General features: G+C 61.8%; 17 protein-coding genes. 9 read left to right on the plus strand and 8 right to left on the minus strand.

From position 1 onward, the window contains the following. The first annotated feature begins 62 nt into the window (after positions 1–62). From VF684_RS15710 to VF684_RS15730, 5 genes are all read left to right on the plus strand, one after another. A complete protein-coding gene (locus VF684_RS15710; protein WP_245148098.1) occupies positions 63–770 on the plus strand; it encodes an AzlC family ABC transporter permease in 708 nt (235 codons plus the stop codon). A gap of 1 nt (position 771) precedes the next feature. After that, on the plus strand, positions 772–1,107 hold the full coding sequence (locus VF684_RS15715) for an AzlD domain-containing protein (RefSeq protein WP_005340292.1): 336 nt from the start codon (positions 772–774) through the stop codon (positions 1,105–1,107). Positions 1,108–1,229: 122 nt separating this feature from the next. After that, positions 1,230–2,756 (plus strand): YjjI family glycine radical enzyme, encoded by a 1,527-nt coding sequence (locus VF684_RS15720; protein ID WP_376899083.1) that lies wholly within the window; start codon positions 1,230–1,232, stop codon positions 2,754–2,756. Positions 2,757–2,766: 10 nt separating this feature from the next. Then, on the plus strand, positions 2,767–3,669 hold the full coding sequence (locus VF684_RS15725; RefSeq protein ID WP_376899081.1) for a YjjW family glycine radical enzyme activase: 903 nt from the start codon (positions 2,767–2,769) through the stop codon (positions 3,667–3,669). 139 nt (positions 3,670–3,808) lie between these two features. Continuing rightward, complete coding sequence (locus VF684_RS15730) at positions 3,809–4,132, plus strand: DUF1820 family protein (protein ID WP_279499006.1); 324 nt, start codon at positions 3,809–3,811, stop codon at positions 4,130–4,132. Between the two features lie 63 nt (positions 4,133–4,195). On the opposite strand, the gene VF684_RS15735 is transcribed toward VF684_RS15730, so the two are convergent. The 3 genes from VF684_RS15735 to VF684_RS15745 all read right to left on the minus strand — a co-directional run bounded on the left by VF684_RS15735 (position 4,196) and on the right by VF684_RS15745 (position 6,903). Beyond that, on the minus strand, positions 4,196–5,128 hold the full coding sequence (locus VF684_RS15735) for a LysR family transcriptional regulator (protein ID WP_100646832.1): 933 nt from the start codon (positions 5,126–5,128) through the stop codon (positions 4,196–4,198). A 175-nt stretch (positions 5,129–5,303) separates the two neighbouring features. Next, complete coding sequence (locus tag VF684_RS15740; protein ID WP_376899079.1) at positions 5,304–6,500, minus strand: amino acid aminotransferase; 1,197 nt, start codon at positions 6,498–6,500, stop codon at positions 5,304–5,306. 127 nt (positions 6,501–6,627) lie between these two features. Further along, positions 6,628–6,903, minus strand: coding sequence for a metal/formaldehyde-sensitive transcriptional repressor (locus tag VF684_RS15745; protein WP_005357909.1), 276 nt, complete (start codon positions 6,901–6,903; stop codon positions 6,628–6,630). A 71-nt stretch (positions 6,904–6,974) separates the two neighbouring features. Between VF684_RS15745 and dmeF the strand changes: the two genes are divergently transcribed. Next, positions 6,975–7,934, plus strand: a complete 960-nt coding sequence (dmeF, locus tag VF684_RS15750) for a CDF family Co(II)/Ni(II) efflux transporter DmeF (protein ID WP_376899076.1) — start codon at positions 6,975–6,977, stop codon at positions 7,932–7,934. Between the two features lie 47 nt (positions 7,935–7,981). Here the strand turns inward: dmeF and VF684_RS15755 are convergent, their stop codons facing one another. Next, positions 7,982–8,395, minus strand: a complete 414-nt coding sequence (locus tag VF684_RS15755) for a hypothetical protein (protein ID WP_040067388.1) — start codon at positions 8,393–8,395, stop codon at positions 7,982–7,984. Positions 8,396–8,657: 262 nt separating this feature from the next. On the opposite strand from VF684_RS15755, the gene pulA reads away from it, so the two are divergent. Then, positions 8,658–12,722: a pullulanase-type alpha-1,6-glucosidase gene (pulA, locus tag VF684_RS15760; protein WP_376899074.1), complete on the plus strand. Its 4,065-nt coding sequence runs from the start codon at positions 8,658–8,660 to the stop codon at positions 12,720–12,722. 210 nt (positions 12,723–12,932) lie between these two features. Here the strand turns inward: pulA and VF684_RS15765 are convergent, their stop codons facing one another. Further along, complete coding sequence (locus tag VF684_RS15765; protein ID WP_376899072.1) at positions 12,933–15,374, minus strand: zinc/cadmium/mercury/lead-transporting ATPase; 2,442 nt, start codon at positions 15,372–15,374, stop codon at positions 12,933–12,935. Positions 15,375–15,558: 184 nt separating this feature from the next. Here VF684_RS15765 and tpx point away from each other — a divergent pair, with 184 nt between their 5' ends. Further along, on the plus strand, positions 15,559–16,059 hold the full coding sequence (tpx, locus tag VF684_RS15770; protein WP_005341463.1) for a thiol peroxidase: 501 nt from the start codon (positions 15,559–15,561) through the stop codon (positions 16,057–16,059). A gap of 58 nt (positions 16,060–16,117) precedes the next feature. Here the strand turns inward: tpx and VF684_RS15775 are convergent, their stop codons facing one another. After that, positions 16,118–16,945 carry a transporter substrate-binding domain-containing protein gene (locus tag VF684_RS15775; RefSeq protein WP_139441939.1) on the minus strand — a complete coding sequence of 276 codons (828 nt, stop codon included), beginning with the start codon at positions 16,943–16,945 and terminating at the stop codon, positions 16,118–16,120. Between the two features lie 144 nt (positions 16,946–17,089). Between VF684_RS15775 and VF684_RS15780 the strand changes: the two genes are divergently transcribed. Next, on the plus strand, positions 17,090–18,310 hold the full coding sequence (locus VF684_RS15780) for a DEAD/DEAH box helicase (RefSeq protein WP_139441940.1): 1,221 nt from the start codon (positions 17,090–17,092) through the stop codon (positions 18,308–18,310). Between the two features lie 2 nt (positions 18,311–18,312). Here the strand turns inward: VF684_RS15780 and VF684_RS15785 are convergent, their stop codons facing one another. Then, a complete protein-coding gene (locus VF684_RS15785; protein ID WP_201998780.1) occupies positions 18,313–19,098 on the minus strand; it encodes a hypothetical protein in 786 nt (261 codons plus the stop codon). Beyond that, a complete protein-coding gene (locus VF684_RS15790) occupies positions 19,095–20,411 on the minus strand; it encodes a sphingomyelin phosphodiesterase (protein WP_139441942.1) in 1,317 nt (438 codons plus the stop codon). The genes VF684_RS15785 and VF684_RS15790 overlap by 4 nt, the downstream gene beginning before the upstream one ends. Positions 20,412–20,476: the final 65 nt, after the last annotated feature.

Here is a 20,476-nt window from a genome sequence, read left to right on the forward strand (position 1 = left end):
ACAGCGCTTGCTGTCCCGTGCTAGTTTTTTCGGCTCGCTTTGGCTGTGACAAGGAAGATCACATGATGTCAGTAACGAGCGTGCCCGAGCGAACGGGGATGCTCTGGTGGCGTGCCGCACTGGATATGCTCCCGCTCTCCATTTCGGTGATCCCCTGGGGGATCCTGTGTGGCGCTTTGGCGTTGCAGGCAGGGCTGAGTCCGCTTCAGGCTCAGCTGATGTCGTTGCTGGTCTACGCCGGAGCCGCCCAGCTCTCGGCCACGACCCTGTTCGGGGCGGGCACACCCCTGCTGCCCATCATGGGCTCCACCATGGTGATCACTTCCCAGCATCTGCTATACGGCTTCACCTTCCGCCGTGACGTATTGCCGCTCTCCCTGCGCTGGCGTGCCAGCCTTGCTTTTTTCCTGACTGATGAGATGTTCGCTGTGGCGCTGAAAGACCGGGAGCGCAGCGGCCACTTTGATCCGGCCTACGCGCTCATCGCGGGATTCGTCTTCTATCTGTTCTGGAATCTGGCGACCCTGGTCGGCATCGCGGCCGGCCAGTACATCGATGGACTGGACAGCATGGGGCTGGATTTTGCCATCGCGGCCACCTTCATCGCCATGACCATTCCCGCCATGAAAAACTTGCCCATGGTGGCGGCCACTCTGGTGAGCGGCGGCACAGCGTTGATTACCAAGCCGCTGCTGGCGGAGATCCACATCATCGTCTCGGCTCTGGCTGGCATGGTGGTGGGCTATGTGCTGCACCGGATGAGGAGGTAGCGTGAGCTGGCTGATGATTGGCCTGCTGGCCCTGATCACCTTTTTCAACCGCTTCGCCTTCTTTTCTCGGTTGACCCGATATCAGCCGGGTGCCGAGATGGGGGCGTTTCTCGGCTTCTCGGCCCAGTCGGTGCTGACTGCAATCTGGTTGCCCATCGTCTTTAGCTACGAGCCGGGGATAGGTCTTGACTGGGATCCTGACTACCTGACTGCCACCCTGTGGGTGATGCTCTTGACCCTGTTGCGGCTGCCGACTCTGGTTGTGGTGGTGGGCGGAATGGGGGGCTTCTTTCTGCTGCGCTGGCTGGGAGGCATAGCCGAGCTCTTGCCTTGGTGAAGCGCGAGCCGTGATCTTGTGTAATGGATGTCATTATTCGACATCCGTCATGTCATGAATGTCACTTCAAAAAAAGCCTGCAAATGGTGAGGATATGGGCTCTATCCGTGAAGGAGTGTCCCATGTCTTTGATCGAAACCTGTCAGCGCATCGTGCGCGATCCCCATCTCTCCGCTGCCCAGAAGAGCCACGCGCTGGCGCTGGCCGCCGAGAATGCGTTGCCCTACCCCGACCTGCCTGCCGCAGTCGCCGAGGCGATGGAGCAGGGATTTATCTGCGACATGTTCGAAGGGCATGCCCCCTACAAGCCGCGTTATGTGCTGCCGGACTATGAAAAATTCCTGACTCAGGGCTCTGCCTGGCTGGAGCTGGCACCACCACAGGATTTCGACGAGGCGCTCAACGCCCTGCGCATCCTCTATCACCATGTCCCCTCCGTCACCGGCATTCCGGTCTGGCTGGGTCGGCTCGACCATCTGCTGTTGCCGTTTGTCGGCGAACTGGATGACGAGACTCTCTACCGCAAGCTGAAAGGGTTCTGGATCTATCTGGATCGGGTGCTGCCGGACGCCTTCATGCACGTCAACATCGGGCCTGATGACAACCGTATCTGCCGCCTGATCCTGCGCATCGACAACGAGCTCAAGCAGGTGGCGCCGAACCTCACCTTCTTCCACGATCCGGAGCAGACCCCGGACAGCCTGCTGCTGCAGGCGGTGAAGAATATCGCCGAGTGCAGCAAGCCGCACATCGCCAACTACCCGATCCACCGCGATACCTTCGACCAGCGTGGTTTTGGCATCGTCAGCTGCTACAACGCCCTGCCGCAGGCCGGTGGCGCCAACACCCTGGTGCGCATCTCCCTCAAGCGGGTCGCCGAGCAGTGTCAGGGGATCGATGATTTCCTCGGCTGCCTGCTGCCCCACTACTGCCGCTTGGCCTCTCAGCTGATCGAAGCGCGGGCCGCATTCCTCCACGATGAGTCCGGTTTCTTCGACAGCTTCCTGGTCAAGGAGGGGCTGCTGGATGAGGATCGTTTCGTCCCCATGTTCGGCATCTACGGCATGGCGGAAGCGGTCAATATCCTGATGGATAAAGAGAATCTGCCGGATCGCTACGGCCACGGCGAGGAGGCGAACCAGCTTGGCTATCGCATCTCGGCCCAGCTCTCCGCCTATGTGACCACGACCCCGCAGACCCATGCCTGGGGTGGCCGTGCGCTGTTGCACTCGCAGGGTGGCCTCAGCATCGATGTGGCTGTTACCCCCGGGGTACGCATTCCCTACGGGCAGGAGCCGGATCCCGCCAGTCATGTGCTGGCGCTGGCACCGCACCACACTTATTACCATTCGGGGATCAGCGAGATCCTGACGCTGGATCCCACCATCCGTCAGAACCCGCAGGCGCTGCTGCAGCTCTGCAAGGGGGCGCTCGCCATCGGTATGCGCGAGTTCACCGCCAACGTGGCCGACAGCGATCTGGTGCGGGTGACCGGCTATATGATCCGCAAGAGCGACGTGGCTCGCTTCGCAGAGGAGGGATCGCGGTTGCAGACCACCTGTCTCGGTGCCGAGGCGAGTGAAGTGACCGCCATTCGTCAGAGGGCGCCGCGAGTGGTCGCCCACGAATCGACCATCGGCGAGTATTGAGTTCGCACCGATGGCTGATGTATTGCCAACACGCAGCGCCTTGGTAAGCAGGGTGCTGCCGTTCTCCTGTGTCGACGGGCCGGGTAACCGGCTGGTGCTGTTTCTGCAGGGTTGCAACTTTCGCTGCCCCGGCTGCCACAACCCGCACACCATCGGGCTGTGTGACGATTGCGGTGACTGCCTTGCGGTCTGCCCGAGCGGCGCCCTCACTCTGGATGAGGGCCCCCTTGGCGAGCGCAGAGTGCGCTGGCAGGCGGCGCTCTGCACCGACTGCGACGCTTGTCTGGATGTCTGCCCGCGCAGTGCCAATCCCAAGACTGCCACCATGACGGTGGACGACGTGTTGGCCCTGCTGCGCCGCTACGGCCCCTTGCTCAGCGGGATAACCGTCTCCGGCGGCGAGGCGACCACCCAGCTCCCCTTTGTGGTTGCGCTGTTTGCCGCCATCAAGGCCGCGCCGGATCTGGCCCATCTCACTTGCCTGCTCGACAGCAACGGCTCGCTGGCCGAAACCGGCTGGCAGCGGCTGCTGCCGGTGCTCGACGGCGCCATGCTCGATCTCAAGGGGTGGCGTGACTCGGTGCATCACACCCTGACCAGCTATGGTCGCGAGCGGGTGCTGGCATCGCTGCAACTGCTGGCACGCCACGGCAAGCTGGCCGAACTGCGGCTGCTCCATGTGCCGGGCAAGAGCGATTTTCTGGATGCGAGTGGTGAGCTGGACGCGGATCTTGCCGCCTTCTTGCAGCAGCTTGGGCCTGTGCCCATTCGCCTCAACGGCTTTCGCCATCACGGGGTGCGGGGTGAGGCGGCACAATGGCAAGAGGCTCACCAAACCGAGCTGGAACAGCTGGCCAACCGCTTGCGTGCAGCAGGATTGGGGCCGGTCTCACTGCCTGCCTTGATGGGCTGAGTGGCTGCGTCATCCGGTGACCGTCATGGCGTGAGGTGCGGTATGGAAAGGCCGCAACTGTGATTTCTGTCTATTGGAGGGGGCGAGAACGGCGGCTAGAATAATGGCCATCTTCTTACCCCCTCAATGACAGATAATCATGAGTGAAAGCAAGGCGTTATATCGGGTTCAGTTTATTTGCCACAGCGAGCGCTACGAAGTTTATGTGCGCGAAGTCAATCAGGGCCAACTGTTTGGTTTTATCGAGATCGCCGATTTTGTTTGGGATAACCATACGGCGCTTATCGTCGATCCCAGTCACGAGAAGCTCAAGAGCGAATTTGCCGATGTGCGCCAGACCCTTATTCCCATGCATCAGGTGCTGCGCATCGATCAGGTGAAAAAGCAGGGGGCAGCTCGCATCACAGATCTGGGCAGCAACGTTACCTCCTTCCCCAGCCCCATCTATACCAAACGTCCCTAGTCCCTACTTGCCGTTGATGTTTCACCGCGGTGAAACATCAATCTCTGCTCGCTGTCGTCCGGCTCAGGGCTCAATCAATTCGCGACCCAGTTGCAGGATCCGCTGGCGGAACCAGTGACGGGCCGAGCCATCACCGGCCGGGCCATACCAGACCAGACTGTGACTCACCTTGCCGTAATCGAACGGTGCCGGACGCATCACCAGATCCGGCTGACTGGCCATGCAGGCCGCCCAGCCACCGATGGCGGTGAGGATCAGGTCGGTTTGAGGCAGCAGAGCCGCCGCGCTGGCAAAATCGGGCAGGGTGGCGCCAATCTGGCGACGCACCTGCTGCTGGGCCAGGCTCTGTTCGAAGAAGGGGTTGGCCAGCTCCTGATCCCGGATGGCGATATGGCGCCAGCTCAGATAAGCATCGAGATCCCAAGGCTTGGCTAGTGCGGGGTGGTCTTTGCGCAGCAGGCAGACCAGTTTTTCTTCCCGCAGGGTCTCCCACACCAGCCCGGGCTGGCGCGGCAATGGCTGGCTCTGGTCATGGGGCAGGATCACGAAGTCGAGTTTACCCGCTGCCAGCGCCTCCAGCCCCTGCTCATCCTTGTTCCAGATCTCCGGCACCATGCCCGGCACCTCTTTCATCAGCTGACCCAGAATGGGGCCCACCGGCCAGGTCATCACGCTCTCGCGCAATCCCAGCCGCAATGTGCCCTGCCACTGCTGCGGGTTGAAGGCATTCTGGCGAGTGAGGCCGTTCAGCTCCCCCAACAGCCGGTGCAGGGTGGGCGCCAGTCGCTCGGCCATGGGGGTGAGCAGCAGCTGGTTGCCCTGGCGGTAGAGCAGTTGATCCCCCAGCAGATCCCGCAGCTGGTTGAGGGTCTTGCTGACGGTGGAAGGGGTGGTGCAGAGCCGCTCTGCGGTGCGGGTGACGCTCTGGTTGTCGAGCAGCAGGTGCAGGGTGACCAGATGGCGACCTCCCAGCCGAGAGAGAGCGATCAGATCCATAGTGGCTCCTGAAGTGGATAAAGATAAGCGGATGAAAAGACAGGCTCTGAATCAGTACGATACAGCGTGACCTGTTGGCATTCTCTCACAGCAGGGGGAGGGTGAGCAGACTCCTCAAGAGGTGACTGCGAACGCAACAGACAAAAAAGCCCCGCCAAAGCGGGGCTGATGCGGATTAGCCCTTGAGCACCGCTGCCATGGCGTCAGCCACATAGTCGACGTTGCGGCTGTTGAGGCCCGCCACACACATGCGGCCGGAGCGCACCAGATAGACGGCGAACTCTTCGCGCAGGCGATCTACCTGCTCCGGCGTGAAGCCGGTGTAGCTGAACATGCCGCGCTGGTTGATGAAGTAGCTGAAATCGCGGCCCGGCACCTTGGCGCTCAACACCTCGAACAGCTTCTGGCGCATGTCCTTGATGCGGGTGCGCATCTCGGTCACTTCATCGACCCACATGGCGTGCAGCTCGGGTTGGCTCATCACCGCCGCGGTGATCTGGCCGCCGTGGGTGGGGGGGCTGGAGTAGTTGCGACGCACGGTAGCCTTCATCTGGCCCAGTACCCGGCTGGCCTCTTCGGCACCCTGACAGATGACCGACAGACCGCCGCAGCGCTCGCCGTAGAAGGAGAGGTTCTTGGAAAACGAGTTGCTGACGAAGAAGCTGACACCGGCGGCCACCATGGCGCGGATGGCGTAGGCATCCTCTTCCAGCCCATCGCCGAAGCCCTGATAGGCGATGTCCATAAAGGGGATCAGGTTCTTCTCGACCACCAGCGCGATCACTCGATCCCACTGGGCACGGGAGAGATCCACCCCGGTCGGGTTGTGGCAGCAGGGGTGCAGCAGCACGATGCTCTTGGCCGGCAGGCTGCTCAGGCAGTCGATCATGGCATCGAACTGCACGCCGCCAGTGGCCGCATCGTAGTAGGGATAGTCATGCACCTTGATGCCGGCTCCCTCGAACATCGCCTTGTGGTTGTCCCAGGTGGGATTGCTGACCCACACCTCGGAGGTCGGGAAGTAGCGCTTGAGCAGATCGGCCCCGATCTTCAGCGCGCCGGAGCCACCGATGGTCTGGATAGTGGCGATACGTCCCGCCTTGACCGCTTCATGGTCGGCACCAAACAGCAGGTGTTGCACTGCGGTGCGGTAGTTGGCGGCGCCTTCCATCGGCTGGTAGGGGCGCGGCGCCGGGGCGGCGGCGCGCTGGGCTTCGGCCTGCTGCACCGACGGCAACAGCGGAATGCGGCCCTGCTCGTCGTAATAGAGGCCGATCCCCAGGTTCACCTTCTGCTCGCGGGTGTCTTTGTGGAAGGTCTCGACTAGCGTCAGGATGGGGTCGCCAGCATAGGCATCGACGTGTTCAAACATGGGGGATCCTTGAAATTGACTGTCCAGTAAAACCGGCGGTCAGCCGGGCTGGACATCATGGCGCAAAGCTGGCGGTGGCTCAAGCCCGACGCTGGTCGAGCCTGAAGGGATGGTGCCGCGATCCTGCTTACTTCAAATAGGATCGCAGGACGCTGACCACCTGATCCAGATCCTCCAGCCGCTCGGCCGGGGTGGCATCGGCGGCGCCGAGATGCTCGCGCATATGTCCTTCCAGTACCTCCAGCATCAGGCCGTTGACGGCGCCGCGGATGGCGGCGATCTGCTGCAAAATGGCGGTGCAGTCGCTCTCCTGCTCCAGCGCGCTCTCCAGCGCACCGGCCTGTCCCTTGATGCGGCGCACCCGTGCCAGCAGCTTCTTTTTGTCGTGAATGGTGTGGGACATGACGGATCCTCTCGATCAATAAAACTATACTGGGGTATAGTATATTGCATCATCGCTCTCAGGAGAAATCCATGTCATCCCTCGCTCAATCCCACTGCCATCAACCCGTCATCCACGAGGGCAATCCGCTGGCCGAACAGAAGACCCGCTGGGCCGTATTGTTGACCGTCATCATGATGGTGGCGGAGATTGGCGGCGGCTGGTTCTACAACTCCATGGCGCTGCTGGCCGATGGTTGGCACATGAGCTCCCACGCACTGGCGCTCGGTCTCTCTGTGCTGGCCTACCGCGCCGCCCGCCATTTCGCCCGTGACCACAGATTCAGCTTCGGCACCTGGAAGATCGAGGTGCTGGGTGGCTTCACCAGCGCCCTGTTGCTGGTGGGAGTGGCCGGGTTGATGCTGTTCGAGTCGGTGTTCCGGCTGCTCGATCCCAGCCCGATCCACTATCAACAGGCGATCGCTATCGCGCTGGTGGGGCTGCTGGTGAACCTCGCCTGTGCCTGGCTGCTCAAGGATGATCACGGCCACCATCACCACGGCCACCATCATGAGCATCACGACCACGATCATCATCATGACCATGGCGATCACCACGGCCATCAGGATCTCAACCTGCGCGCCGCCTATATTCACGTGCTGGCGGATGCGGCCACTTCCGTGCTGGCGATTCTGGCGCTGACTGGAGGTATGTTGTGGGGGGCTGACTGGCTGGATCCGCTGATGGGCATAGTGGGTGCAGGGCTGGTCGCGGTGTGGGCTTGGGGCCTGTTGCGCGACTCCGGTCGGGTGCTGCTGGATGCCGAGATGGATACCCCGCTGGTGGCAGAGATCCGCGAGGTCATCGCCGAACTGCCACAGACCGAGATCCGCGATCTGCACGTCTGGCGGGTAGGGCAGCAGCAGTATGCCTGCGTGCTCTCTTTGCTGATGGTCAATCCGCTACCGGCGCAGCAGATCCGCGAACGGTTGGCGATCCATGAAGAGCTGGTGCATGTGACCATCGAAATCGCCAGCGAACAGGATAAATAACGGGGGCCCTTGGCCCCCTTGGTTTCAGTGCCGTTGGCACTCTGATGTCAGTGCGGCTGCCCGGTGATTTCATCCTGGGGCTTGTGTTGCCACACAGCGCCGAGCAGCAGCTTGAGCAGTAGTCCGGGCGGGTTGTCCAGCAGCTTGCCGGACTCCAGCAGCAGCTGACCATCGGCGCGAAACCCGAGGCTTGCATCTATGGTGCCATCCTCCGAGACCACCTGGATCAGGCCATTGAGGGCGGAGCGCTCGCCGGGCTGACAGCGCAGCCGCAGCTCGCGGGGTTCCCCCAACAGGGTGAAGGCGCGGCTCAGCGGGGGCGAGTCTTCATAATCGGGCCAGTTGAAGAAGTGATACTGCTCGGCCAGGGCTCCCGCCTGCTGGCAAAACTGGTCGAACAGCTGCCCGATCGCCTGATACTCCTGATCGAGTCGTCTTGCCTGCTCTTCAATCCGTTTCATTGTTTACTCCTTGTCTATCCACTTGATCAGACATTGCTTTTCTGACCCCGTGACTGCCGTTTTCCAGATATGAGGCCAAATGGCTGCGAGGTCTGTGAGCAGGATCCAAGTTTCAGTCTGAAAACGTTATCTTGTTGAAACTGGATGGTTTTTTTGCCCTTCCGCTCACATTTGAATCGATTGCCGCTGATTAATATGGCACCGCCTGGCAATGACCGGGTGCTCGACTATCGAGACTAACTACAGCGGGAATTATAAAAATATGGATATGAAAAAGACCAAAGTGGCGCTGGTAACAGCCTCACTGCTCGCGCTTTTGTCTGGCTGTAATGACAACAGCTCTGATGCCTCCGGTGTGAACCCCGTCCCCCCTACACCGCCTACACCTGAAGTCACCGATGGGCCTGTCGCCCGTCTGCCCAAGATGGATCCCCCGAAAGAGTTGCTGGTTGCCGGGGAGAATCAGGTGGTCATTGCGCTGGTGGATACCCAGTCGGCAGCCAAAGGGGCTAAGGCACCGTTTGACAGCCACAGCCTGCATCTGTGGAACAACGACGCCTGCCAGGCAACGGCTGATAGTGACCTGAATACCGGGTGGGATGACAAGAGCAAGACACCTGCCACCGCCGACAGCTTTGGTCCGGCCTGGGTCGTTCCGCTCAAAAATGTGGAAGGGTGCATCAACTTTATCGCTCGCAACGGCGATCTGGCCAACCTGACCGGCAGCGATATGAAGGTGAGCTTCAGTGAGCACCCGGATCGCACCGTGGCCATCGTCGCGGGCAAGAAAGATCTGTTTGGCAGCCGTGCCGAAGCCTTTACCGCCGCCTTTGGCGTGGCGGGGGCCAGCGCTCATCTTATCGATGGCAATACCCTGATCTGGCAAGGGGGCAAGGATAAGCCCCATGTTCGCCTCTATTACACCGACTCGGGCACCATCAAGGCCAATGCCGATGGGGTGTTCGATTTCCCCTATATCAGCCTGACCGCGACCAGCCTGACTGCTGAGCAGCAGGCCAAATATCCGCACCTCAAGGATGCGGCCGCCTTTGCCCTGCCTGCCGGGAAAGATCTCAAGCCCCTGCTCAAGGGGGAACTGGTGGCTATCGGCACCGATGCCAACGGTATCCTGCAGGGGGCGACCCTGGTGCAGAGCGCCGGCGCCCTCGATGCGCTCTATGCCCCAGAGGCGACCAAGCTGAGCTATGGCGCCGTGGTGGAGGGCAACCGGGTGACCTTCCGTCTCTGGGCACCGACAGCCAAGTCGGTCAAGCTGGCCCTCTACAACGCCAGCCACCAGAAGAGTGGTGAAGTGGCCATGACCTTCGACAGCGCCAGCGGCAGCTGGAGTTACGAAGGGGGCAGCGAGCTGATCGGCCAATTCTACCGCTACGACATGGAGGTCTACCACCCGCTGAGCCGCAAGGTCGAGCACTACGAGGTGACCGATCCCTACTCCTTGAGCCTCGCGATGAACTCCGAGTTCAGTCAGGTAGTGGATCTCGACGATCCGGCCCTGAAACCGGAAGGATGGGACAGCCTCAAGGCGCCCCACAGCCAGCAGAACCCCGCCGATATCACCATCTATGAGGCCCATGTTCGCGACCTGACCGGGAACGATGCCTCTACCGATGAAGAGAAGCGCGGCAAGTTTGTCGGCCTGACCCAGCCCGACTCTGTACCGGTCAACCATCTGAAAGCGCTGGCAAAGAGCGGCGTCAGCCACCTGCATCTGCTGCCGGTGTTCGATATCGCTACCGTTAACGAGGATCCGGCCAAGGTGGCCAATCTCGGCGATGACTTCAGCAAGCTCTGTCAGGTCAATCCGGATGTGAAAACATCCAAATTTGGCGGCTACTGTGGTGGCGGTCAGACCGTGGGAGATGTGCTGGCCGACCTGCAAGGGGGCGACAGCAAGGATAATCCGCAGGTGCAGGAGCTTTCCGGTTACCTGCGCGGCGTCGACTCCTTCAACTGGGGTTATGATCCCTACCACTACACAACACCGGAAGGCTCCTACGCCACCAACGCCGAGGGCACCAAACGTATTCTGGAGTTCCGCGAGATGGTCAAGGCCATCAAGCAGAACATCGGTATGAACGTGGTGATGGACGTGGTCTACAACCACACCAACGAATCCGGGCTCGGCCCCAAATCGGTGCTCGACAAGATAGTGCCCTGGTACTATCAGCGCCTCAATCCGGAGACCGGCTCGGTGGAGAACTCCACCTGCTGCTCCAACACGGCGCCGGAACACGCCATGTTCGCCAAGCTGATGGATGACTCCCTGGTCACCTGGGCGCGCGACTACAAGATCGACGCCTTCCGCTTCGACCTGATGGGCCACCATCCGAAAGATCAGATGGTGCAGGCGCTGGCCGCGGTGAAGAAGGTCAATCCCGAGATGTACTTCTACGGCGAGGGGTGGAACTTCGGCGAAGTGCAGGATGACAAGCGCTTCGTGCAGGCGACCCAGAAGCATCTGGGTGGTACCGGTATCGGCTCCTTCTCCGACCGCTTGCGCGATGCGGTGCGCGGCGGCAGTCCGTTCGACGGTGGCGATACCATTCGCAAGACCCAGGGCTTTGGCAACGGTGCCTTCGTCGATCCTAACGAAATGAGCAAGGTGGATCTGGCGACGGCCTTGCACCAGTCCGATCTGGTGCGGCTCGGCATGGCGGGCAACCTCAAGGAGTTCGTGCTGACCGACAAGGATGGCATGCCGAAGAAAGGCGCCGAGATTGACTACAACGGTCAGCCTGCCGGTTATGCCCAGGATCCGGTGGAAGTGCAGAACTATGTCGACAAGCACGACAACCAGACCCTGTTCGACAACCTGATCTACAAGGCACCTGCCGGAGCCGATCTGGTACGGATGCAGGGAGTATCGCTGGCGACCGCCATGCTGGGTCAGGGCATTCCCTTCACCCACGCCGGTGTCGAGCTGCTGCGTTCCAAATCCATGGAGCGGGACAGTTATGACTCGGGCGACTGGTACAACAAGGTCGACTACACCCTGGGCGACAACAACTTCGACAAGGGGTTGCCGCGCAAGGACAAGGATGGCGACAACTATCCGCTGATCGAGCAGGTGCTCGGCAAGCATGCCAAGCCGGGCTCGGCCGAGATGGCGCAGATGGTGAGCTTCTATCAGGAGCTGGCGGAGCTGCGCAACTCCTCCCGCCTGCTGCGTCTGGGCAGCGGCGCCGAGGTGATCAAGCGGGTCGACTTCCGCAATACCGGCCCGGATCAGGTGCCCGGCCTTATCGTCATGACGGTGGATGATGGCGTCAGTGCCGGGGCGGATCTGGATCCGGCCATCGACGGCCTGGTGGTGATGATCAACGCCAGCAACCAGAGCCAGAGCATCGGCGACTTCCGTGACGGCAACGATCAGCCCATCGATCTGAGCGGTATGGTGCTTGGCAGCAAGCATCGCGCAGTCGACAGCATCGCCAGCGGCGCTGCCTATGATAACGGCCAGCTGACGCTGGGGGCCTGGTCTGCCGCCGTGTTCGTCAAGCCGCAGTCTGGTGCACAGGGTGCGGGCCTGCCGGTCAGCAAGAAGACCGACCTGAGTACCCTGCCACCGTTTGGCAACACCGATGTTTATCTGAAGGGGTTCCTCAATGAGTGGGGCAACACCAACCAGATGACCTTCAGCGGCAACTTTATGTACGAGTTCACTACCGAGGTGAGCACCGACAAGCTGGGTACCACCAACGTCAAGATCGCTGACGCCAGCTGGGGGCCGGTCAACTACGGCAGCTGCAACGCCGGTGACAAACTGGTGGTTGGCACTCCGCTGACCCTTTGCAAGGGTGGGGATACCGGCAACATCGGGCTCGATCTGGCCAAGGCGGGCAGCTACAAGTTTGTCTTTACCGCCATGAACAAGGACAAACCGACCCTGAGCGTCAGCTTCACCGAGCCGGTGCAGAGCTGCAAGGTGCTGGAGACTGTGGCGGGCAATCCTCTCGGCTACAACCTGTTCGTCAAGGGTGAGCTTTCAGGCTGGAATGCCCAGCCCCAGTACCAGCTGAGCTATAAGGGGATGGACGGTGATCTTGCCATCTATCAGGCGGCGTTCAACTATGCCGGTAGCACCGAGTTCAAGGTCGCCAACGAGGACTGGAGCAAGGAGTACCTGCTCAACGGTGGTGGCGCGGTGAACGCTGAAACCGGCTATTCGTTCGCCTTCTCCAAGGGGGGCAGTGCCAATAACAGCATCACCTTGCCGCAGGGGCTGTGGAGTGTGCTGGTGAAGGTTGACCCGGCTGGCGTCAAGGCGGGTACTGCCGTCATTCAGGAGTGCAGCGTCAAGTAAGCAAGCCATTGAGTCCGGGGGATGGCTCGGCGCCCCCGGGTTGAATTCCACCTTGCCAAGGGTGGGATAACTCCGAGAGAGTAAGCAAAGCGCGACTGCCGACCGGCAGGCGCGCTTTTTCTTTTACGGGGTGCCGTGAGAAAAATGAGAGGAAAAAGAAAAGCCGTCCCGGTTGGGGGACGGCGTTTGGCTGGGATGCTATCGGCTGGCTTAACGCTTGCGCAGCAGCCGCAAGGCGTTGGCGGTCACCAGCGCTGTTGCGCCGGTATCGGCCAGTACCGCAATCCACAGGCCGGTGATGCCGAGCAGGCTGGTGACCAGGAAGATGGCCTTCAGCCCCAGCGCCAGCGCGATATTCTGGTGAATATTGGCCAGTGCCGCCCGCGACAGCCGGATCATCGCGGCGATGCCACCGAGCTGGTTGTGGGTCAGCGCCGCATCGGCGGTCTCCAGCGCCACATCGGTGCCGCCCCCCATGGCGATGCCGATACTGGCCCGCTTCATGGCGGGGGCATCGTTGATGCCATCGCCGATCATGGCAACCTTCCGGGTGCTGGCGAGCTTGGCGATCTCTTCTACCTTGTTCTCCGGCAGCAGACCGGCGCGCCAGCCCATGCCCAGCTCGGTGGCGATCGCCTCGGCAGCGTTGGAGTTATCCCCGGTCAGCATGATGCTGTTGAGCCCGAGCCGGTTGAGTTCTTGCAGCGCGGTGGCGGCTTCCGGCCGGATCTGATCCCGCAGCGCCAGCAGGGCGACCGGCAGCGCCTGGTCGCCGCTGCTCTGGCAGAGCACCACAACGGTCTTGCCCTGCCGCTCCAGCGAACCAATCCGGGTTTGCTGTTCCATATTCAGGGCCGCCACCCGGCTCGGTGCCAGCAGTTGCCACAGTTCACCGTTGATGCGTCCCTCAACCCCCATGCCCGGCAGTGTGCGCAGGTCGCGGGCCTCCGCCAGCGTCAGCCCCTGTTCGGTCGCGTTGGCGACCACGGCGCGGGCCAGCGGGTGGTGGGAGCCCTGCTCGATGGCAGCCGCCAGTGCCAGCAACTCGGTCTCCGGTTGGCCATTGAGGCTCACCAGCTCGGTCAGCTGCGGCTTGCCCAGGGTCAGGGTGCCGGTCTTGTCAAACGCCACGGTATCGATATGGGCCAATCGTTCCAGCGCGGCCCCCCCTTTGATCAGCGCCCCCTGACGGGTTGCGGCGGCCAGCGCCGAGGTAACCGCTGCCGGGGTGGAGATGACCAGCGCGCAGGGGCAGCCGATCAGCAGCAGCGCCAGCCCGCGATAGATCCACTCGTCCCAGCTCTGGCCGAAGGCAAGGGGTGGCACCAGCACCACCAGCAGGGCGACCAGCATCATGGCCGGGGTGTACCAGCGGCTGAAGCGGTCGATAAAGCGCTCGATGGGCGCGCGCTGACTTTCGGCCTCCTCGATGAGGTGTAGAATGCGGTCGATGGCGTTGTTGCCGGGCTCGGAGACGACTTCAAGGCGCAGCACTCGATCTGCAGCCAGACTGCCGGCCGGCACCTTGTCACCCTGACGGCGTTCCACCGGAATGGATTCACCGGTCAGGGCGCTCTCGTCAAACGCACCGAGCTTATCGAGCAGGCGGGCGTCGGCAGGTAGACGGGCACCCGGGGCGATTTCGATAATGTCGCCGGGACGCAGCTCATCGGCGCCGACCTCTTCGCGCACCTCGCCCTCGGCAGTGGTACGGATGCGCAGCGCCTTGTCAGGCACCAGCGCCATCAGCGCGGTCACTCCGGCCCGGGCGCGTCCGGCGGCGTAGGCCTCCAGATGTTCACCCAGCATAAAGAGCAGCAGCACCATGGCCGCTTCGGCGGTTTCACCGAGGAACAGGGCGCCCAGGGCGGCCACCGTCATCAGGGTCTCGATGGCGAAGGGGGAGCCGCTTTTGGTCAGCGCCCACGCCTTGCGGGAGATGGGCCACAGGCCCCAGAGGGTGGCCAGGGTAAAGAGCGGCTGACCGAACTCTTTCGGCAGCAGGGCGGCGACCAGCATCAGACTGGCCAGTGACAGGGGCTGCCAATATTTGCCCAGTGTGGTCAGCAGCGGGCTTTGGCGTGTTGCTTCCTTTGTGATTGTGTGGGCTGTATTGGCCTGAGCACCCTTGAGCTGGAAACCGGCGGCCAGCACGGCGGCGGTGACGGGATCTGGGGAGAGGCCTGGGGCCAGATCCACTACCAGCTTCTCGGTGGCAAACAGCACGCGCGCCTGTTGCACGCCGCTCACCCGGCTGACGGCGGTCTCGATCTTGCGGGCGCAGCTGGGGCAATCCATCCCCAATACCTGCCAGCTGTGGCGGCTGTTGCCTTGTACCGGTGCAACTAGCGGGTCGGCAGGGGGCATATCGTGCTCATGCTCATGCTCATGTTTATGATCGTGAGCTGGCGATAAGGGGGCGCTGCAGCACGCTTTATCGTGACAGCCCCCTCGGGGAGGCTCTTCATCCCCGGGGGATTCATTGCCGTCACGGGATGCGTGCTCATGAGGTGTCTGGGTTGAACAGCAACTGACGGGCGTGGTGTTGTCGCAGCAGTGGCTATCATGGTGATGCTCACTCTGGCCGGAGGCCGCCTTGCTGACGGCCTTGATGGGGGCAGCGTGCTGATGATTGCAGCAGGATTTGCTCATGATGAGTCCCTCTTGATGGATCCCGCCCCTGCGAGATCCCTGATTACCGAGAAGGAGTCTAAACCTTGGTGTTAAGTCCAAGGTCAACCCCTTTATATCCCTTGTCTTCGCGGGTGTTTGTCTGGTCCCGCCGCCCCTATACTGATCACTCGGATTTTTACTACACCAATAAAGGACATAACACATGAGCAACTCAGTCACTCTGCAAGGCAACCCGGTCTCCGTCGCTGGTCACTTCCCGGTCGCCGGTGAGCAAGCCAAGCCCTTCTCCCTGGTGGCCAAGGATCTCTCCGACGTGACCCTGGCAAGCTTTGCCGGTCAGCGCAAAATCCTGAACATCTTCCCGAGCGTCGATACCCCGACCTGCGCGACCTCTGTGCGCAAGTTCAACGAGCAGGCCAGCGCGCTGGAGAACACAGTTGTGCTGTGCATCTCCGCCGATCTGCCGTTCGCCCAGTCCCGCTTCTGCGGCGCCGAAGGTCTGGACAAGGTAGTGACCCTCTCCACCCTGCGCGGTGCGGCCTTCATGGAAGATTACGGCGTGGCCTTCTCTTCTGGCCCGCTGGTAGGTCTGACCGCTCGCGCCATCGTGGTGCTGGATGGTGACAACAAGGTGCTGCACAGCGAGCTGGTCGCCGAAGTGGCCGACGAGCCGAACTACGCTGCGGCGCTGGCCGTGCTGTAAGGCTGCAAGCCATAAAAAATCCCGCTTCGGCGGGATTTTTTATGCGGGAATTGTCCGTTCAGGGCGTAGCTGGCGGGGTGGTCGCCGGTTCAGCCTTGGCGGTTGGGGAGGGTTGCCACTCCACATAGGGGCGGTGGATCTTCTCGTAGATCTCGGCCAGTTTGCCGGAGGCAGCCAGCTGATCGATGGCTTGGCGGAGAAATTCGTCCATCTCATCACCTGCAGCCCCTTTCTGGATGATGAAGACATCCTCGAAATCTCCGAAAAATTCTCGCCTGATATTGGTCAGCCCCAGCTGCTTGAGCATCAGGTCGGCCTCCTCTTGTGCCCAGACAAAGGCGTCGATACGGCCGCGTGAGAGCTTGCGCAGTGACTGCTCGATACTCATCGAGCGCTGCACCGGGAAGGGCATATAGTCGGGAACGGCTTCAATCAGCAGATCCCGTTTGGTGGGCACTATGCCGTAGGCCATATCCGTGGTGACCGGATAGGCGGTATTGCTGTAAATCACATGGGCAACCTTGCCAAAACTGCGAGTACTGAAACGATAAGCCAGCATATCGATATCCTTGAGGTTGCGGATGGCGGGCAGCCCCAGGTCAGCCTTGCCGGAGATCACCCCAGCCATGGCACGGGCGATGGGGTAGATGGTGATCTTGATGGTCACATCGGGGTAGAGATCATCGATGGCGTGTACCAGATCGACAAAGGGGCCTGTCTTGTCGGCATTGATCAGCCCTGGCAGCTCGCCAAGGTGGGCATTGAGGATGCGCACCTGTTTCGGCGGCTCGGGGGGGGCGTCGTTCTCCGGAGTCTGCGACAGGCCGAGAGTCGCGCTGCCGAGCAGGGTGACCACGAGCAGCAGAAGGGGGATGTGTCTGGTCATGGCGGGTCTCTCTTGGTGATGGGTCAGCTCAAGTGTAGTCAGCCCGTCGCCAGCGCCCCTCGGCCAGGCCATCATGGATAGGGTTTTACTTCTCGGCCCCCGCTCACTAGACTTCGCCTCCCACTTCTTTGATGACGTAGCGCCATGACCTTTAGCGAACTTGCCCTCCATCCCGCTCTGCTTGCCTCTTTACCCGCCACCTTGCAGACGCCGACCCGCATCCAGCAGCTGGCCATTCCGGCGGCGCTGGCGGGGCAGGATCTGCTGGCGCTGGCCCAGACCGGCAGCGGCAAGACGCTGGCGTTTGGCTTGCCGCTGCTGCAACGGCTGGATCCCGCCTCCAGTCAGGTGCAGGGTCTGGTGCTGGTGCCGACCCGCGAGCTGGCGATTCAGGTCTCTGCCGCGCTAAAAGAGGGTGCCGAGGCGCTGGGATTGTGCATCGTGACGTTGTGTGGGGGCGTTGCGCAGGAGCGGCAACAGGCCGAGCTGGCGCTGGGGCCACAGCTGCTGGTCGCCACGCCGGGGCGGTTGCGGGATCTGCTGAGCCAACAGTTGCTGGGGCTGGATGGTTTGCAACTCTTGGTGCTGGATGAGGCGGATCGCCTGCTGGAGATGGGCTTTGCTCCCGACATCAAGGCGCTGCTCGGCTTTATTCCGGCGGATCGCCAAACCCTGCTCTTCTCCGCCACCTTGCCTGCCGAGCTGGAGGCGCTGGCCAACGGCCTGCTGCGCGCGCCCACCCGCATCGAAGCCAACCCCCTTAACAGCGTGGTGAACGAGATCGAAGAGCGGCTCTATCTGGTCAACAAGAGCAGCAAGGTCCCGGCGCTCATCAGCCTGCTCAAGGAGCAGGCGTGGCCGCAGGTGCTGGTCTTTATCAGTGCGCGGGATGATGCCGACGGTGTGGCCAGAAAGCTGGCCAAGGCAGGTATCGCTGTGGCTGCCCTCCATGGCGAAAAAGAACAGGCGGTGCGCGAGCAGGCGCTCAGCGATTTCAAAGAGGGCAAAATTCGGGTGCTGGTGGCCACCGACCTGATGGCGCGTGGCATCCATGTGGAGGCGCTGCCGGTGGTGATCAATCTGGACTTGCCCGCCAGCGCCCCTGTTTACGTACACCGCATCGGTCGTACCGCCCGGGCTGGCCGCGAGGGGCTGGCCATCTCGCTGGTTTGTCATGGCGAGAGTGACATGCTGCAAGCTATCCGCACCCTGACCGGCCGCGAGCTGCCGTTGGGCGATCTGGCGGGATTCCCGGTTACCGACCAGCCTGCCAGCGGGGAGGGCAAGCGCCCCCCTCGTGACAAGCAGGCCAATCGCCGCACTCAGGCCAAGCGCAGCGTCAAGCAGTTCAAGGGCAAGCGCTGACCTCAGGGTTTGCCTTGCTCCCGCGCGAAGAAGTCACGACGCCACTGGCTCAATACCTCCTCCTTGTGCTGTTGCCACAGGGCAGGATCCATCTGCTGTTGGCTGATCGCCAGTTGCTGCTCCAGCTCGGCTAGCTCTCGCTGGTAGCGGCTGCGTTGATCGAGCTGCTGCTGGCGCGCTCCGGCAAACGCCAGCGTGGCTTCGGCCTGCTCTGCGGGCAGGAAGTGATGGGCCAGGGTGGCCAGCTCCTCATCTCCCCACAGCTGACGGGCTTGCTGCAGGCGGGCATCCGGGTTGAACTGCTCGCCTGCCAGATCCGGATGATCCGCTGCCCACCGGTCCTGCAAGCGGCTGAGGGCGTCCAGCCGCTCGGCCAGCGGCAACTGCTCGCTCTCCTGCGCCAACTGATCCAGCGCCAGGGCATAGCGCCCCTGTAACCGGATCAGACTCTCCCCCTCGCTCAGCCACCCGGCCCCTGTTGCTTCCAGATTGCTCACGCGCTGCGCCAGCGGCAACTCGCTGTCGCTGATCTCGCTGGCAAGCTGGTTGATCAGTTCATCCGGTATCGCCTGCCAGCTGCTGGGCACTTCTTTGCTTTTGCCATCCATCCCCTCAGCGTTTGACATTCGGGGAGGCGGGCTCCCCGGTTCTGCTGGCAACTGCACATCGGCCAGAGAGGGCGTCGCCGACTGTTCTGGTGATATCGGGGACGGCTCTTCCTGCCAGCCCAGATTCACCAGCAAAAGGGTCAGGATAGCCAGCGCCAGTATCCCGTAACGGCGAGTCATCGGCTGATCTCTCCCTTGACCGGGAAGTGGTCTGAGAGGTTGCTGGCGGGCCAGAGGCTGCCATCGCTGCTGCGCGGGATCCAGACCGTGTTGAGGTTGTGGCTGGCGCTGCCGTATTCCCGGCTTACTACCAGATAGTCCAGATACTCGACGTTGGCGCCACCGGAGAGCGGGCCACCGGCATAGGGGTTGATCCTGGGATCGAAGGTGGCTTCGGTATAGCCGCCATAGGCGGGTTCATGGGCGTTCAGATTGGCCAGCATGTTGGCGTAGTCATCGGCAAACTTGCGTTTGTTGACGTTGAAGTCGCCGCCGTAGATGACGGTGTCGCTGGCGGGGATCTTGAGGCTGGCAGCCAGAGTGCGGATCTGACCGAACTGGATCTGGCGCAGCTTGCGCGCCTCGTCGGTGTCGAAGCTGGCGGTGTGGGTAGCGAACAGGTGCCACGCCTTGCCCCCCTTTATCACCTCGGCGTACATCACCCCCTTGTCGGCGAAGCAGTCGGTGCCGGTGCATTGGGGATAGACCAGCTGGGCCTCCCGCACTATGGGATAGCGGCTGACGATCACTACACCGCCGTCATGAATGTTGACCCCGGGCTTGTCGAGCACCTTGGTCTGGTAGGGGTACTCTTTCGCCAGCGCCTGCAAAAAGCCCTCGCGGCGGCCATCGAATACCTCTTGCAGCAGCAGGGCGTCATAGCCCTTGAGATAATTAGGTAGTAGGGTCAACCGCTCGCCGATGCTGGAGGCGATGACCGGCAGCGCCCAGACGTTGTAGCTGGCCACCTTGAGCCTGTGCTCTGCCGGTTCCGGTTGCTCCTGTTTTTGGGGAGGCGTGATCATATAGTGCAAATCGTCATAGCGGCCGGTGAACTTGGCGGCAAAGGCCAGCTCTTGTGGCCCCGCAACGCGGTGGATCGCCCGATCGTTTTGCCAGCCGGATGCGCCGGTCGGCGTTTCGCCACCGTGCTGCAAGGTGGTGTTCCACCAGGTTCCCTCCATAAGCTGATTGAGCCGATAGACGTCGCCACCAGCTGTGCTCACGCGGGTTTCGAACAGATAGCTCTTGCCCGCTTTTACCCCCTCATAGCGATTGAAGCTGAGTACCATGGCGCTCTCCCACGGGCCCAGCTCGGTGCGGTGCTGGCTCCACTGACTGCCGGGTTGCAGCTGGCCGCTGCCGCTTTGGCGGATGTCGATCTGGAGCGGTTCAGGACTGTTGTTGGTGAGATAGACATCTGTATCGGCCAGTGCCAGTTGCGGGAACTGGCTGACCAGCAGCAGGGCGGCATAACTGAGGGTTTTCTGCATCACAGGATCCTTTTGGTTGCAGGGCAATGGAAAGTGACTGTTATGGCGAATGCAGAGGTCAGTTT

This window comes from Aeromonas sp. Lyrl_2, from assembly GCF_051948815.1.
GTDB classification, from domain to species: domain Bacteria; phylum Pseudomonadota; class Gammaproteobacteria; order Enterobacterales; family Aeromonadaceae; genus Aeromonas; species Aeromonas veronii.

What these genes read in the sequence shown, in the direction of transcription:
- VF684_RS15745 (WP_005357909.1), bottom strand. Translation starts at nt 6,903, where the DNA reads ATGTCCCACACCATTCACGACAAAAAGAAGCTGCTGGCACGGGTGCGC.
- VF684_RS15735 (WP_100646832.1), bottom strand. Translation starts at nt 5,128, where the DNA reads ATGGATCTGATCGCTCTCTCTCGGCTGGGAGGTCGCCATCTGGTCACC.
- VF684_RS15730 (WP_279499006.1), top strand. Translation starts at nt 3,809, where the DNA reads ATGAGTGAAAGCAAGGCGTTATATCGGGTTCAGTTTATTTGCCACAGC.
- VF684_RS15725 (WP_376899081.1), top strand. Translation starts at nt 2,767, where the DNA reads ATGGCTGATGTATTGCCAACACGCAGCGCCTTGGTAAGCAGGGTGCTG.
- pulA (WP_376899074.1), top strand. Translation starts at nt 8,658, where the DNA reads ATGGATATGAAAAAGACCAAAGTGGCGCTGGTAACAGCCTCACTGCTC.
- VF684_RS15790 (WP_139441942.1), bottom strand. Translation starts at nt 20,411, where the DNA reads ATGCAGAAAACCCTCAGTTATGCCGCCCTGCTGCTGGTCAGCCAGTTC.
- VF684_RS15765 (WP_376899072.1), bottom strand. Translation starts at nt 15,374, where the DNA reads ATGAGCAAATCCTGCTGCAATCATCAGCACGCTGCCCCCATCAAGGCC.
- VF684_RS15720 (WP_376899083.1), top strand. Translation starts at nt 1,230, where the DNA reads ATGTCTTTGATCGAAACCTGTCAGCGCATCGTGCGCGATCCCCATCTC.
- VF684_RS15780 (WP_139441940.1), top strand. Translation starts at nt 17,090, where the DNA reads ATGACCTTTAGCGAACTTGCCCTCCATCCCGCTCTGCTTGCCTCTTTA.
- tpx (WP_005341463.1), top strand. Translation starts at nt 15,559, where the DNA reads ATGAGCAACTCAGTCACTCTGCAAGGCAACCCGGTCTCCGTCGCTGGT.
- VF684_RS15775 (WP_139441939.1), bottom strand. Translation starts at nt 16,945, where the DNA reads ATGACCAGACACATCCCCCTTCTGCTGCTCGTGGTCACCCTGCTCGGC.
- VF684_RS15710 (WP_245148098.1), top strand. Translation starts at nt 63, where the DNA reads ATGATGTCAGTAACGAGCGTGCCCGAGCGAACGGGGATGCTCTGGTGG.
- VF684_RS15785 (WP_201998780.1), bottom strand. Translation starts at nt 19,098, where the DNA reads ATGACTCGCCGTTACGGGATACTGGCGCTGGCTATCCTGACCCTTTTG.
- dmeF (WP_376899076.1), top strand. Translation starts at nt 6,975, where the DNA reads ATGTCATCCCTCGCTCAATCCCACTGCCATCAACCCGTCATCCACGAG.
- VF684_RS15740 (WP_376899079.1), bottom strand. Translation starts at nt 6,500, where the DNA reads ATGTTTGAACACGTCGATGCCTATGCTGGCGACCCCATCCTGACGCTA.
- VF684_RS15755 (WP_040067388.1), bottom strand. Translation starts at nt 8,395, where the DNA reads ATGAAACGGATTGAAGAGCAGGCAAGACGACTCGATCAGGAGTATCAG.